The 13,928-nt window shown below is 67.7% G+C and carries 13 protein-coding genes; 5 read left to right on the plus strand and 8 right to left on the minus strand.

Annotation, left to right across the window (positions count from 1 at the left end):
* Positions 1-18 precede the first annotated feature (18 nt).
* Positions 19-222: a hypothetical protein gene (locus JMT67_RS11030; RefSeq protein ID WP_201463481.1), complete on the plus strand. Its 204-nt coding sequence runs from the start codon at positions 19-21 to the stop codon at positions 220-222.
* A gap of 16 nt (positions 223-238) precedes the next feature.
* On the opposite strand, the gene holA is transcribed toward JMT67_RS11030, so the two are convergent.
* From holA to JMT67_RS11050, 4 genes are all read right to left on the minus strand, one after another.
* A complete protein-coding gene (holA, locus tag JMT67_RS11035; RefSeq protein WP_201463482.1) occupies positions 239-1,291 on the minus strand; it encodes a DNA polymerase III subunit delta in 1,053 nt (350 codons plus the stop codon).
* Positions 1,288-1,767 carry an LPS assembly lipoprotein LptE gene (gene lptE, locus JMT67_RS11040; protein WP_201463483.1) on the minus strand — a complete coding sequence of 160 codons (480 nt, stop codon included), beginning with the start codon at positions 1,765-1,767 and terminating at the stop codon, positions 1,288-1,290. The genes holA and lptE overlap by 4 nt, the downstream gene beginning before the upstream one ends.
* The gene (gene leuS, locus JMT67_RS11045; RefSeq protein ID WP_201463484.1) at positions 1,767-4,331 is read right to left on the minus strand and encodes a leucine--tRNA ligase; all 2,565 of its coding nucleotides are present in this window, start codon (positions 4,329-4,331) and stop codon (positions 1,767-1,769) included. Before leuS ends, lptE begins: the two co-directional genes overlap by 1 nt.
* Before the next feature lie 218 nt (positions 4,332-4,549).
* On the minus strand, positions 4,550-5,002 hold the full coding sequence (locus tag JMT67_RS11050; RefSeq protein WP_183216381.1) for a DUF3576 domain-containing protein: 453 nt from the start codon (positions 5,000-5,002) through the stop codon (positions 4,550-4,552).
* Between the two features lie 358 nt (positions 5,003-5,360).
* On the opposite strand from JMT67_RS11050, the gene JMT67_RS11055 reads away from it, so the two are divergent.
* Positions 5,361-5,753, plus strand: a complete 393-nt coding sequence (locus JMT67_RS11055) for an NtrZ family periplasmic regulatory protein (protein ID WP_152949265.1) — start codon at positions 5,361-5,363, stop codon at positions 5,751-5,753.
* Here the strand turns inward: JMT67_RS11055 and JMT67_RS11060 are convergent.
* The gene (locus JMT67_RS11060) at positions 5,743-6,399 is read right to left on the minus strand and encodes a thiamine phosphate synthase (protein WP_182714495.1); all 657 of its coding nucleotides are present in this window, start codon (positions 6,397-6,399) and stop codon (positions 5,743-5,745) included. The two genes, JMT67_RS11055 and JMT67_RS11060, sit on opposite strands and share 11 nt — an antisense overlap.
* Here JMT67_RS11060 and JMT67_RS11065 point away from each other — a divergent pair.
* Together JMT67_RS11065 and JMT67_RS11070 are read left to right on the plus strand one after the other, a co-directional pair.
* On the plus strand, positions 6,398-7,138 hold the full coding sequence (locus JMT67_RS11065) for a YggS family pyridoxal phosphate-dependent enzyme (protein WP_201463485.1): 741 nt from the start codon (positions 6,398-6,400) through the stop codon (positions 7,136-7,138). The two genes, JMT67_RS11060 and JMT67_RS11065, sit on opposite strands and share 2 nt — an antisense overlap.
* A 62-nt stretch (positions 7,139-7,200) precedes the next feature.
* On the plus strand, positions 7,201-7,887 hold the full coding sequence (locus JMT67_RS11070) for a response regulator transcription factor (RefSeq protein ID WP_054764424.1): 687 nt from the start codon (positions 7,201-7,203) through the stop codon (positions 7,885-7,887).
* Between the two features lie 21 nt (positions 7,888-7,908).
* On the opposite strand, the gene yczE is transcribed toward JMT67_RS11070, so the two are convergent.
* Positions 7,909-8,544: a membrane protein YczE gene (gene yczE, locus JMT67_RS11075; protein ID WP_233455866.1), complete on the minus strand. Its 636-nt coding sequence runs from the start codon at positions 8,542-8,544 to the stop codon at positions 7,909-7,911.
* A 60-nt stretch (positions 8,545-8,604) separates the two neighbouring features.
* Between yczE and yczR the strand changes: the two genes are divergently transcribed.
* The gene (gene yczR / locus JMT67_RS11080; RefSeq protein WP_201463487.1) at positions 8,605-10,089 is read left to right on the plus strand and encodes a MocR-like transcription factor YczR; all 1,485 of its coding nucleotides are present in this window, start codon (positions 8,605-8,607) and stop codon (positions 10,087-10,089) included.
* An 87-nt stretch (positions 10,090-10,176) separates the two neighbouring features.
* Here the strand turns inward: yczR and JMT67_RS11085 are convergent, their stop codons facing one another.
* Together JMT67_RS11085 and JMT67_RS11090 are read right to left on the minus strand one after the other, a co-directional pair.
* Entirely contained in the window at positions 10,177-12,894 is a 2,718-nt protein-coding gene (locus tag JMT67_RS11085) for a TonB-dependent receptor (RefSeq protein WP_201463488.1), read from the minus strand.
* A gap of 132 nt (positions 12,895-13,026) precedes the next feature.
* Positions 13,027-13,824, minus strand: a complete 798-nt coding sequence (locus JMT67_RS11090; RefSeq protein WP_201463489.1) for an exodeoxyribonuclease III — start codon at positions 13,822-13,824, stop codon at positions 13,027-13,029.
* Between the last annotated feature and the right edge of the window lie 104 nt (positions 13,825-13,928).

Below are 13,928 nucleotides of genomic sequence, written 5' to 3' on the forward strand. Positions count from 1 at the left end.
ATGTGCTAGACAGGTGGAATGACCGATAATGTTCCGCCGCCAACCGCCGCCGAAAATCTGAAACAGGCGCTGGCCGCCAAAAAGGCGCGCCGGCAGGGCGGAGCGGGCCAGGGTTTCGCCGGTCCAGCCGGCGCTCCGTCCACCGGCGACGAGCGCAGCGTGGCCGCCCGCAACATGGCCCTGGCCAAGCCCGCCTTCCGCAAGGCGTCAAAGCGAGGCTGAGCCGCAGCAGCCCCGCTCAAAGCCCCAGACGCTTAGCCCGTCCGGCGATCTCCAGCAGCAGGCGTTCGGCGATCAGCTGGTCGGGCATGCCGGTCGTCTTGGTGGCGACGTCGGCGGTGTTGACGCTGTCGAGCACCTCGTCCAGCGCCTCCAGACGCCAGGCGCGGGCCTGACGCAGCATCTCCGCCTCCTGTTTCCAGAAGACGCCCGCCGCCTTGGCCGCCTCCTTGGCGCCGGCCCCGTTGGCCTGAAGAATATTGATCCGCCGCAGCCGCCCCAGATGCAGGGCAGCGGATCGGACGGCCAGGACCGAGGATTCCCCCTCTGCGAAGGCGCGACGCAGACCCGCTTGAGCTGGGCCGGGCCGCCCGCCGAAGGCCTGGAGCGCGGCGTCGGACAGGGAGGCGTCCGGCTCGACCCCAAGATGCTGGTCCAGAAGCTCGCTGTCGATCGTCCGCCCGGAACCGGGACCGATGAACAGGGCCAGGCGTTCGATCTCCTGGCGCATCAGACCCCGCTCACGCGGCAGGCGAGCCACGAAACGATCGAGGGCGTCGGCGGTCAGCCCCACCTTGTCGGCCGCCAAGGCCTCGCGGGTCATTCGGGCCACGTCGCCAGTCTCATCCTCATAGCAGACGATGCCGACGGCCCCATTCTCCTTTTCGGCGGTCTTGCGCAGGGCTGAGTCGCGGCCCAGCTGGTCGGCCTCGACCACCAGCATGGCCTCGGGATTATAGCCGCCCTCGGCATGGATCTTGACGGCGGCGGCCACCGCCTTGTCCACCCCGGGCTTCAGCGCCGACAGCCGAATCCGCACCAGACGGCGCCCGCCCATCAGGGACATGGCCGTCAGCGCCTCTTCCAGCCTGCTTTCGTCGCTGTCGATGTCGCTGTCGGTCAGGACGGTGACGTTGAAGGGGTCGCTCAGGTCCGGGGTGATCGCCCTGCACAGGATCTCGGCCCGTTCGGCGACGCCCGACCGATCCTTGCCGTGGATCACCGCCGCCCGGATCGCCGGATCGGGCGCCTTCAGAAAGCGGTCGATCTCGGGGCGTTTGGCCAGAATCACCGGTTCGACAGGGCCTGCATCAGGTCCAGCCGAATCAGACGCGCCAATTCGGCGGCCGCGCGTTCTTCACCGTCCTGCTGGGCGGCGATGGCGGCATAGGGCTGGTCGTCGGCGGCGTAGGTGGTGGTGACGGTCTCCACCCCGGTCGCGGGTGCGCCTCCAGCGATGGGCGTCAAGGTCCAGGTCGCCTTGACCGTCAGCTCATAGCGGGTGGCGGTGTCGTCGATCCGGCGCCCCAGGGGCCGCCGGTCCTGTTCGACACGGGTCGTCAGCCGGTAAAGCGGCGCCGCAGACCGGTCCCAGGCCAGGGCGTCCTCCAGCTGTTCACGCAGGCGATAGCCCAGTCGGTCGTCCTGGGCCGTCACCGCGATCCGGCGCAGGGGCGAGCCCATGCCCGGCTCGGCGTACATAGGCGTAAAGCCGCAGGCGGCGAGCGCCAGGACGCTTAGTAGGGCAAGACTGGTTGGGACGCGCATCAGCCGGCCACCAGATTGACGATCCGGTCCTTGACCACGACGATCTTCTTCACGCTCAGACTCTCCAGACGCGCCTTAACCGTCTCGTCGGCCAGAACCAGGGCCTCGACCTCGGCCGGCTCCATGCCGCGCGCGACGCGGATTTCCGCCCGACGCTTGCCGTTGATCTGGATGGGCAGAACCACCTCGTCGTCGGCCGCGAGCGCAGCGTCCCACACCGGCCAGGGCGCGTCCAGAACCATCCCGTCCTCTCCCAACCGGGTCCAGCACTCCTCGGCCAGGTGGGGGGTGAAGGGGGCGATCAGGCGCGCCAGGGCCGAGAGGGCCTGACGCTTGGCCTCGCCGCCCGCCTGGGCGCTGTCACGCACCGCGGCGACGAAGGCGTAGAGCTTGGCGATGGCCGAGTTGAAGCGGAAGCCTTCGACCCCCTCGGACACGGCCTTGATCGCCTTGTGGGTCTCTCGCAGCAGTTCGGCGTTGGCCTTGTCCTCGCCGGCGAAGCCGGGGTCATAGGCGTCGAACAGGCTCCAGGTCCGCTGCACGAACCGGCTGGCGCCCTCGACCCCGCCCGGCGTCCATTGCACGTCCCGCTCGGGCGGGCTGTCGGACAGGACGAACAGGCGGCCGGCGTCCACCCCGTGGCTTTCCAGGATTTCCTGAGGCGCGACGACGTTCTTCTTGGACTTGGACATCTTCTCGATGTCGCCGATCGACAGGCGGGCGCCGTTCGACAGGCGGGTGGCGACCCGCTGGCCGTCGACGGTCTCGATGCGGACGTCGGTGGGTTCGACCCAGCGCGGCTTTCCGACCTCGTCCTGGCCTTCGAAATAGGTCTCGTGGACCACCATCCCCTGGGTGAACAGGCCCGCGAACGGCTCCTTCACCGCCAGCATGCCGGCGTCCGAAAGGGCGCGGGTGATGAACCGTGCGTACAGCAGGTGCAGGACCGCGTGCTCGACCCCGCCTATATACTGATCCACCGCCAGCCAGCGGTTCGCCGCCTCGGTATTGATCGGCTCGGCCGCCTTCGGATCGGTGAAGCGGGCGAAATACCAGCTGGAGTCGACGAAGGTGTCGAGCGTGTCGGTCTCGCGCGTCGCATCCTGGCCGCACGACGGGCATTTGACGTGTTTCCAGGTCGGATGACGATCCAGTGGATTGCCGGGCACGTCGAAGGTCACGTCCTCGGGCAGTTCGACCGGCAGCTGATCCGCCGGAACCTCCACTGGCCCGCAGGACGGGCAGTGGATGATCGGGATGGGGCAGCCCCAGTAGCGCTGGCGTGACACGCCCCAGTCGCGCAGCCGATAGATGGTCGCGCCCTGGCCCGTCCCGGCCGCCTCGACGCGGCGGATCGCCTCGGCCTTGGCGGTTTCGATGTCCAGTCCGTCCAGGAAGTCGGAATGGAAGATGGAGCCGGGGCCCGTATAGGCCTCGTCGCCCACGGCGAAGTCGTCACCGGCGCCCTCGGGGCGGACCACCGGGATCACCGGCAGGTCGTATTTGCGGGCGAAGTCCAGGTCGCGCTGGTCATGGGCCGGGCAGGCGAAGATGGCGCCCGTGCCGTATTCCGACAGGATGAAGTTGGCGATCCAGACGGGGATTTCGGCGCCGGTGAAGGGATGCAGAACCTTCAGACTCGTGTCCCAGCCGATCTTTTCGGCCTGTTCGATCTCGGCCTGGGAGGCGCCGCCCTTGCGGCATTCGGCGATGAAGTCGGCGACGCGCGGATCGGCCTCGGCCAGTTGCTTCGAAATGGGGTGATCCGGGGCCAGGCCCAGGAAGCTGGCGCCGAACAGGGTGTCGGGCCGGGTGGTGTAGATTTCGACGCCGGTCTCGTAACCGGCGGGGGCTTGGCCGGAGAAGGCCCAGGTCATCTGCAAACCCTTGGAGCGGCCGATCCAGTTCTCCTGCATCAGCCGGACCTTCTCGGGCCAGCGATCCAGGGTCTTCAGCCCGTCGATCAGGTCGTCGGCATAGTCGGTGATGCGCAGGAACCACTGGTTCAGCTTGCGCTTCTCCACCACGGCGCCGGAACGCCAGCCGCGCCCGTCGATCACCTGCTCATTGGCCAGGACTGTGTTGTCGATCGGGTCCCAGTTGACCACCCCGTCCTTGCGATAGACCAGACCGCGCCGATACAGCTCCAGGAACCAGGCCTGCTGCTTGCCGTAGTATTCCGGGTCGCAGGTGGCGAATTCGCGCGACCAGTCCAGCGACAGGCCCAGCAGCTTCAACTGGTCCCGCATCTGGGCGATATTGTCGTAGGTCCAGCCCTTGGGGTGGATGCCGCGTTCCATGGCCGCATTCTCGGCCGGCATGCCGAAGGCGTCCCAGCCCATCGGGTGCAGGACGTCGTAGCCTTGCGCGCGCTTGGACCGCGCCACCACGTCGCCCATCACATAGTTGCGGGCGTGGCCCATGTGGATGTTGCCCGAAGGATAGGGGAACATCTCCAGCACATAGTACTTCGGCCGGCCGGTATCCTTGGTCACAAAGGCGGCGGCTTCGGCCCAGCGGGCCTGCTGGCGGGGTTCGGCGGTCTTGGGTTCGTAACGGGCCACGGTCGTCCTGAAGTCAAAAGGGCGCTGCCGCCCTCCCGGCTCACTAGCCCGAAGGACGACAGCGCCCAAGCAGATTTGCGCTCAAACCGCCCTCTGAGCGGCGCCAGGCGCAAAAGGGTGCTCAAGTAGCCCGAAGGGCGGTAGCACCAAAAAAGCGCTCAAACAGCCCGAAGGGCGGTAGAACCTACAGGGAAAGCTAAAGCAGGCGTTAGCCTGCTTTAGCCCGCATTAGACAGGTTCAGCTGGCGCGCCTTGGTCAGGATGGCGTTTTCCAGGTCCGCCTCGGTCTGGGCGGCGACCGGAGCGGCGGTCCACTGACCGTCGGCGCCCTTGATCTCCTTGGTCACGGTCACGTTCAGCGCATCGGCGCGCAGGCGAGTGTCCAGGATGAAGACGGTGGCCTTGAAACGCTCGTTCGGCGTCTGGGGGTTGATGTACCAGTCATAGTTGATGACCCCGCCCCACGGATCGGCGGTCAGCAGGGGCATGAAGCTGAGGGTGTCCAGCGAGGCGCGCCAAAGATAGCCGTTGACGCCGATGCCCTGCTGGACGTCCGTCTTGGCCTTCTTCTTGCCGTTTCCGACAAAGGGGAGGCTGGAACAGGCGCTCAGGGCCAAGCCTGAGACCAAGGCGACAGCGACGCCGCGAACCAGGGCCTTGTTGAGGCTCATCAAGGAAGTCTCCGTAAACTCAGGGACGTGAAGGCCCTCGCCCCCACGCGCGCGCGGCGTCGCTCTGACGGTCTGCGCCGTTGCGCTGTTCTATAACACGGGCAAAAGGGGCGATGACAAGGCGAACTCGGCCGTGAGACGTCGCGGGAGCGGTCTCGCGGCGGAGGAGAGGACGGTTTTGGCCAGAATCTCGTGACGCTTGAGCCACATCGCGGTGCAACAATGCGGAGGAACCCCGCCCCGGAGCCAACGTTGCGTTGACCGGAAGCGCCCCCGGTGTCTAATCGCGGCGTTCACGGCCCAAAGCGCCGGGGCAGGGTTGAAGGCGTCGCCGTCGGCGGCGTTCGAAGGGTTTGGAATGCGTTTCGGCGGTTTCTCGGCTGGACTGGTTGCGGCGACGGCTGTGCTTGCCGCCACGCCTGTGCTTGCGCAGAGCGCAGCGTCACGCAGTTCGAGCCTGTCCCTGTCGGAAGCCCAGTCGGCTCAGCGCCACGCCCCCGCGCAGCAGCGTCGCGGCCTGCGTCTGAACGACAGCGGACGCTGGGCCCTGGATTTCAATCTGAACCAGCCTGTGGGCCGCGAGACGGACTGGGGAGACGTCGAAGCCGGCGCCTATTACCGGCTCAACGACCGTCTGCGCGTCGGCGCCGCTGCGGCTGTGGCCTCGCCGGAGGCTGATCCTGCCCGAGCGCCGGAAACCAGCGCCCGCACCCAGCCCCGCGTCCGTCTGGAAACAATCTTTAAGTTCTGACGCCGCCGAAGGCGGACTGGATCGTCTCCACCGCCGCCAGGCCGCAGGCGCCCGATCCCGTCAGCAGCGCAACCCGGTCCGGACGCAATCCACCCAGGGCGTAAACCGGAACCCCGGCGCGTTCGACCAAGGTTTTGAACGCCGCCGCCCCCAGGGCCGGCTTGGTCGCCGACGCGCCCCCAGCCGGAAAGATCGGCGACAGGATCAGGGCCTCCACCCCTGAAGCCGGCGGTTCGGCCCCGTGCCAGGCCGCCGTCAGCCGCCAATCCGGGCGCCGTCTTCGCTCATCGGCGGCGCGATCAGCTTCTCTCTCCGGCAGATGCAGGCCGTCGGCCGATACGGCGTCGGCGAGATCGGCGTCCTTTCCGACCAGAAGTTCAACCCCGGCCTCACGCGTCACGGCGCGCAGACGAAGGCCGATCTCGAGCGCCTGATCGGCGCCGAAGGCGCGATAGACGACGGCCGATCCCGGCGGCAGGCGGGCCGCCGTTTCCCAGGGGCGGGGGGTGCGCGCCGGGTCGGTGAAGAACAGCAGCGGGGGCAGACGCGCCGCCGCCGGGCTGACAGCGGCGGCGGCGCGGTTTAGAGCGGTGGCCGCATCCCAGATCATGCGCGCATCGTCGCTGTAACCGGCCGGCAGGATCATGACCTCTTCTTCTCCCGCTTCGGCGTCTCCGTCCACCGATCCCGCCGCAATCTCCGACAGGCTGGCCGTCGTCCGCGCCCGTATCGCAGAGGCCTGCCGGGACGTCGGGCGCGATCCCGAAACCGTCGTTCTGACCGCCGTCTCCAAGACCCAGCCGCCGGAGGCCATCGCGGCCATGAGGGCGGCGGGCCAGAGGGTGTTCGGCGAAAACCGAGTGCAGGAGGCCCAGGGACGTTGGGCCGAGGGCCTGTACGGCCGCCCCGGCGGGGCGGAGCTGGAGCTGCGTCTGATCGGGCCGCTCCAGACCAACAAGGCCGAAGACGCCGTGGCCCTGTTTGACGTCATCGAGACCCTGGACCGGGTGAAGCTGGCGCGGACCCTGGCCGAGGCTGCGGCGAAACGGGGCCGATCGCCTCGTCTGCTGATCCAGGTCAATACGGGGGCCGAGCCGCAGAAGGCCGGCGTCCTGCCCGACGCCGCCGAGTCTCTGATCGCGACGGCGCAGAAGACCTATGGGCTGACGGTCGAGGGGTTGATGTGTATTCCGCCCGCCGATGAGCCGCCTGAACCCCATTTCCGGCTTCTGGCGCGGTTGGCCGAGGACAATGGCCTGTCGGTCCTGTCCATGGGGATGAGCGGCGATTACGAGACGGCGATCCGCTGCGGCGCGACCCATGTCCGGGTGGGAACGGCGTTGTTCGGGGAACGAAAACCATCCGAAACAGTCTCTAGGCCGTAACTCGACGTGAATTCGCACCCCCAAGCCTTGGCGCGGGGGCCAAGCCTCGCCATTGTCTGTCCATGCCCACGCCCAAGACCATCCTGATCATCGATGACGACGACGACCTGCGCGAGGCCTTGGCCGAGCAGTTGAATCTGCACGAAGAGTTCAAGACCCAGCAGGCCTCGACCGCCGCGGACGGCGTTCGTATGGGGCGCGAGATCCGCGCAGACCTGATCCTGCTGGACGTCGACCTGCCCGACATGGACGGCCGCGAGGCCTGCCGCCTGCTGCGCAAGGACGGGGTCTCCACCCCGGTCATCATGCTGACCGCCCAGTCCGCCGACGCCGACGCCATTCTGGGCCTGGACGCGGGCGCCAACGACTATGTCACCAAGCCCTTCCGGTTCGCGGTCCTGCTGGCCCGCATCCGCGCCCATCTGCGCAGCCACGAACAGTCGGAAGACGCCGTCTTCTCCATCGGCCCCTATGAGTTCCGGCCCGCCGCCAAGGTTCTGATGGACGCCAAGGGCAAAAAGGTGCGGCTGACGGAAAAAGAGACGAACATCCTGAAGTATCTCTACCGCGCCGGCGCCAAGCCCGTGTCGCGCGAGGAGCTGCTGACCGAGGTCTGGGGCTATAACGCCGGCGTCACCACCCACACCCTGGAAACCCACATCTATCGCCTGCGCCAGAAGATCGAGCCAGAGCCGGGCCAGGCCAGGCTTCTGCTGACCGACGCGGGCGGTTATCGGCTGCAGCCCTGAGGGGTTCCGAACAAGGCGCCGTTAGGCTGGACGCGTCGGTTTTCCGCCAGGAAGCGTTTTCCGCCCGTCCTCCTTTCCGACCGTGAACGCCGGAAGGAAGATCTGGACCAGCGGGCCGATGGCGAGGGCGTAGAGGATCGTCCCGACCCCGACCGAGCCGCCCAGGGCCCAGCCGGCGGAGACGACGGTCAGTTCGATGGCGGTCCGCACGGCCTTGATCGGCCAGCCGGTGCGGGCGACCAGACCTGTCATCAGGCCGTCGCGCGGTCCTGGACCCAGGCCCGCCCCGATATAGGCGCCGCTCGCTACGCCATTCAGCACGATCCCCGTCGCCAGGAACAGGCTCCGAACCGGTAGGACCGGGTCCGCCGGAATGTATCTCCGCGCCAGGCCGGCGACCGAGCCGATGACCAGAACATTGGCGATCGTGCCTATTCCCGGCTTCTGGCGCAGCGGAATCCACAGCAGCAGCACGGCCATACCGATCAGATTGACCACCATGCCGAAGTCGAGACCGGCCGGTTCGGCGAATCGTTCGAAAATGCCCTGGCTCAGGACGTCCCAAGGGTCGAGACCCAGATCCGTCCTGACGATCAGGCCGATGGACAGGCCGTAAAGGCTCAGGCCCAGGAAGAGTTGGATCAGGCGGCGGGTCATGAGCGGCGTTTCGCCTAAACTGGCTTTGGAAAAAAGGTCCAGTTCTGTCATTCTGGCCCCATGTCCTCGCGGTCTATCGGTACAGCCTCTCTGATCCGCCACCTGGGCGCTTGGCGCGCGCCGGGCGCCGGCCCGGCCTACCGTCAGTTGGCCGGAGCGGTCAGACTTTTGATCCTGGACGGACGGCTTCCTCTGGCGGCGCGACTGCCGGGAGAGCGCGAAGCGGCGCAGGCGCTGGGTTTGAGCCGTACGACCGTGTCGGCCGCCTATGGACGACTGCGGGATGACGGGTTTCTTACAGGGGGACGCGGCGCCTCGGCGCGGACCAGCCTGCCGGGTGAGGCGCCGACGGGCGGCTCGCGCGGCCTTACTGAAGCCAGAACCTCTTCCCGCGCGGACGAGGTCCTCGACCTGACCGCCGCCGTCCTGCCGGCCGATCCCAGCGTTCACGCCGCCTATGTCCGGGCTTTGGAGAGGCTGCCGACCCGTTTGCCGGGCCACGGCTATGAGGCCTCGGGGGTTGAGGCCCTGCGCGAGGCGGTGGCGGCCGCCTATCGGCGGCGCGGCTTGCCGACCTCGCCCGCCCAGATCCTGATCACCCACGGGGCTCACAATGGACTGGTTCATCTGCTGCGGCTGATGGTCAGGCCGGGTCAGCCGGTCGTCTTCGACCATCCCACCTATCCGCAGGCGCTGGACGCCATTCTCGCGGCCGGCGCGCGTCCCACGCCGGTCGCCCTGCCGGACGACGCCGGGGCGGGAGCGGGGACTGAGGGGTGGGATGTGGAGGGTCTGATCGCCGCCTGTCGGACCAGTGGCGCGCCCCTGGCCTATCTGGTCCTCGACCATCACAATCCCACCGGGCGGATGATGCGGGCGGCGGATCGGCTGCGGCTTCTGGCGGGGCTGAAAGGGTGCGAGACTCTGCTGGTGCTGGATGAGACCTTGGTGGAGCTGACCCTCAGCGGCCCGCCCGCCCTGACGGCCTCGGCGGTCGATGCGCCGCGTGTCGTGCGCCTGGGCTCCCTGTCCAAGAGTGTCTGGGGCGGGGTGCGCATCGGCTGGGTTCGAGCGGACCGGGCGGGGATTCAGCGGCTCGCCCAAAGCCGCGCCAGTTTCGACCTGGGCGCCCCGATCTTGGAGCAGCTGGCGGCGGTCGAACTGCTGGGCGACGGCGGCGCCGGTCTGGCGGCGCGACGGCCTCTGCTGCGAGCGCAACGCGACCATCTGCGGATGCGGCTGGCGGAACGGCTGCCGCAGTGGGTCTGTCCCCGGCCGGCGGGCGGCCTGTCCGTCTGGGCGCAACTGCCGGCGCCGATCAGCTCGGCCCTGGCGGTCCAGGCGGCCGAGCGCGGCTTGAGATTGGCGTCCGGTCCGCGCTTCGGCGTGGACGGCGCCTTCGAACATCGGCTGCGGCTGCCCTACACTCTGCCGGAGCCTGTTTTGGACGTGGCGGTCGAGCGATTGGCTCAGGCGGCCGAGGCGCTGGAGCGCAAGGCCAAGCCGATGTCCGCAGCCCCATCCCGTCGCGTCGCTGTCTACTGAAGGCCGGGTTCGGCTTTCCCGAAACGATAGAGGGCGGCGGATTTGCTCCGCCGCCCTCCTGAGCGTCAATCGACTGGGCCCGAAGGATCAGAAGGTGGCGTTGACGCTGACCTGGAAGACCCGGCCGGTTTCCAGATAGCCGCCCTTGCGGTCGGGCGAGACATAGCGTTCGCCCGCCCCGACGGTCGACCAACGGGTCGGTTCGTCGGTCAGGTTGCGGACCGCAGCCCCCACTTCCAGTCCCGGCGCCAGGGTCAGGGCGACGCCCAGGTTCAGCTCCTTGGACGGCTGAACATAGATGTCGGGCTGGCTGTCCTGAACCGTGTCCAGGCGACGACCGGTATAGTTGTACCAAAGGCTGGCCCGCACCGGCCCGTGCTCATAGCCGGCCTCCAGATTGTACATCAGCTCGGGCGCCTGGGGCAGGTCGCTCTTGCGGGTCAGGGTCGAGGAGAGGCGGTATTCGGCCTCCGTCTGCTGATAGGTCAGGTTCCCGCCCAGCGACAGGCCGTCCATCCAGCCGTCGACCGGCAGGACATAACGACCGCCCATTTCGATCCCGGTGGCGGAGCCGCCCAGGCCGTTGAACGGCTTGATCAGGATGACGCCGTCGCTGGTCTTGCTCGTGCCCGTCCGCAGGGCGGTCGGCACGACGATATTGTCCAGATCCTTGTGGTAGACGGCCAGTTGCAGGTTGGAGCCGACGGCGTACCATTCCAGACCCAGATCATAGCTCCAGCCCTCGACCGGTTTCAGATCGGGGTTGGGCTGGCTGATGCTGATGACGGCGTTGGTGACGGGGTCGCGGCTGACGATGGTCGGCCCGGCCAGCTGGCTGCCCGCAGGCCGGCTGTAGCTGGAACGCGCGGCCGCCCGCACCACCAGGGCGTCGCTGGGACGCCAGGCGGCGATGACGCTGGGATCGACGTGGTCATAGTCCCGGTCTGCGGTGGCGAAACGGGCGCCGTCGGCGTCCTTGACGAAGAAGCGGGCTTCGAAGTGATTGTCTTCGTAGCGGACCCCCGGCGTGATCTCCAGGGCGCCGCCGGCCAGTTTCAGGGTGGCGGCGGCGAAGGCGGCCGTCCGGTCTTCCCGGCTGTCCGACAGGCCCTGGTTCAGCTTCTCTTGCGAAACCACCACGGTCGAGCCGTACAGATCGCGTTCGTTTTCGACGAAGCGGCGATCGACCAGCTTCACCGGGCGCACCGTGCCGTGGTCCATGAAGTCGGGGATCAGGCGGCCGGGCGTCGCGCCGATCGACGGGCCGTCCACGGTTCCAGCCTGCAAGGACGTGCGGAAACGGTAGCGGGTGTCGTCCGGGGCCAGGCTGCGGCCGTCCTGATCGGCCGTCTCGTACAAGCCGCCGACCGAGGCGCTGGCGAGCACGCCGGAACCGGCCCAGGTCAGGTCGCCCTTCACCGTCTTCTTCACCTCCGACAGATAGCCGTAGCCCTGCTGGACATAGATCTGGCTGGGACGGTCCTGGCTGGCGACATAGGCGGTCGCGCCGGCCGACAGCACCGGCATGGGCCAGCGAGGGTCCGACAGGTCCAGCTTCAGCCCTTCGGTCGAGGCGCCGGTATTGCCCGTCGCGCCGTTATAGGCGACGCCTCGCCAGGCGGCCTCGATCGTATTGGGCGAGTCCAGACGGCCGTCGGCATAGGCGGCTTCCAGCGAGGCGGTGAAGTCGCCGAAGCGCAGCTTGCCCCCCGTCTGGACCGACAGCAGCTCCTGTTCGACGTCCTCGACGCGGAAATAGTTGGCCGGATTGATGCCGTAGGGCGTGTAGTCGCCGGCGGCGTTGTAGTTGGCGCCGCCCGGATTGGGATTGGTCTGGCCCGAGGTCCGCTCGCTGCGAAGCCCCGTCTGGTTCATCGTATTGGTGTTGGTGTAGGTCGCATAGTTGACCCGGGCGAACAGGTCCAAGGGCTGGGTGCGATAGTCCAGAGAGGCCGTGGCGCCGTAGCGTTCCACCGTGGAGTTGAAGAAGTTCCACTGAAGACCGTCCGCCGACAGGGCGTTCTCATTCTCGCGGGCCGAGCCGACATTGGCCCTGGAAGTCTTGTAGTCGTTCTGAACAGCGACGCTTTCGGCGGCGCTGTCCTTCTGCTCGTAATAGGCGGAAGCATAGACGCCCAGGCGACCGTCGGCGAAGCGACGCGCCATGTCCACGCCGACTGCGCCGCCCAGGCTGTCCTGACCGCGATCCTGGGCCAGTTCGGCCATCTGGCCGACGGCGCGCAGGCGCAGCATCTGGTCACCGAAGTCGAAGGCGGTCGGCGTGACCAGATTGACGATACCGGCGATGGCGTCGGCGTCGAGCGTCGCATCCGGCGTCTTTTCGATGCCGATGGTCTGGATGGCGAAGGGGCTGAACAGGTTCAGCGAGATCGAGCGGCCGCCGGCCGTCTGGGGCAGGCGCAGGCCGTCCAGCGTATAGGCGTTGAAGCTGGTGTCGAAGCCGCGGATGGCGACGTATTGGGCTTCGCCGGTGGCCGACTGGTTGCGGCCCTGGTCCTGACTGACCGACACGCCGGGCAGGCGCTTGGCCAGGTCGGCGATGGTGGTTTGGGGGTTCAGGCTGACGTCGCCGACGGCGACGGCGTCCACGACGCCGGTCGCCTGGCGTTCCTCGACCAGAACCGTCTGGGCGCGCCGGGTGCCGGTCACGACGATCTCTTGCAAGGTGGCTGGGCCGGTAGCGGTCTCGGACTGGGCCCAGGCCGAACCGCCGGCGCAGAGCGCGGCGAGGCTGCAGGAAACGCCGAGAAGGGCGCGCCGAGTGGACGAACCTGAAATGGTCATTGGAAATCCGATTAATGAGGCCGCGCCCCCATGGGCGGCGCGGGCTCCTTAGTGCGGGTCAATGACAGGCTGCCTAAAGCTATGCGCCTGAAAGGCTAAGCTTGTGCGACGCTTGTGGGACAGTTGTCGGGGTCAGACGGACAAATCGACCGTCACCGGCGCATGGTCGGACGGCCGGTCCCACTCGCGGACGTCATCATGAATCCGGGCCGTGTCCTTGATGACGGCCGGGGTCAGGCCGGGCGAGGTCCAGATATGATCCAGGCGCAGGCCGCGGTTCGACTTGCGGAAGTCGGCGGCTCGATAACTCCACCAGCTGGCCAGCTTCTGCGGTTCGGGGAAACGGTCGCGCAGCACGTCGGCGAAGCCGCCTGTGGCCTGAAGTCGGTTCAGCACCTCCACCTCGATCGGCGTGTGGCTGACGATCTTGGACATGTAGCGGTGGTTCCACACGTCGCCCTCGCCCGGTGCGATGTTGAAATCGCCGGCCATGACCAGGGGGCGAGACCGATCCTGTCGGGCGACGATCTCGGTCAGCTGTTCGTAGAAGTCGAGCTTGTGATCGAACTTGGGGTTCAGCGTCCGGTCGGGCACGTCGCCGCCGGCGGGAATGTAGAAGTTCTGAACGTCGATCCCGGCGACCCGGGCCGAGACGCAACGGGCGTGGCCCAGTTTGCAGACCTGGAAGGTCTCGCTGTCCTCAAGCGGCAGGCGGCTGGCGATCGCCACCCCGTGCCAACCCTTCTGGCCGGCGACACGCATATGAGGCAGGCCCATCTCTTCGAAGGCGGCGCGCGGGAACTGATCCGTCGTGCATTTGATCTCTTGCAGCATCAAGACGTCTGGGGCCCGATCGGTGACGAAACGGGCGACCTGATCGATGCGCAGGCGGACGGAGTTGATGTTCCAGGTGGCGAGGCGAAGGGTCATGCTCCGCTTTAACAGGCCAGGCTCTGGAAGAACCACCCAGAAAAAAGGCCCGACCTCTGCGGGCCGGGCCGATCCAGTTTCGTCTCTCTCGCCGCCGGGGAGGG

Source organism: Brevundimonas aurantiaca, from assembly GCF_904830995.1.
Taxonomy (GTDB): domain Bacteria; phylum Pseudomonadota; class Alphaproteobacteria; order Caulobacterales; family Caulobacteraceae; genus Brevundimonas; species Brevundimonas aurantiaca.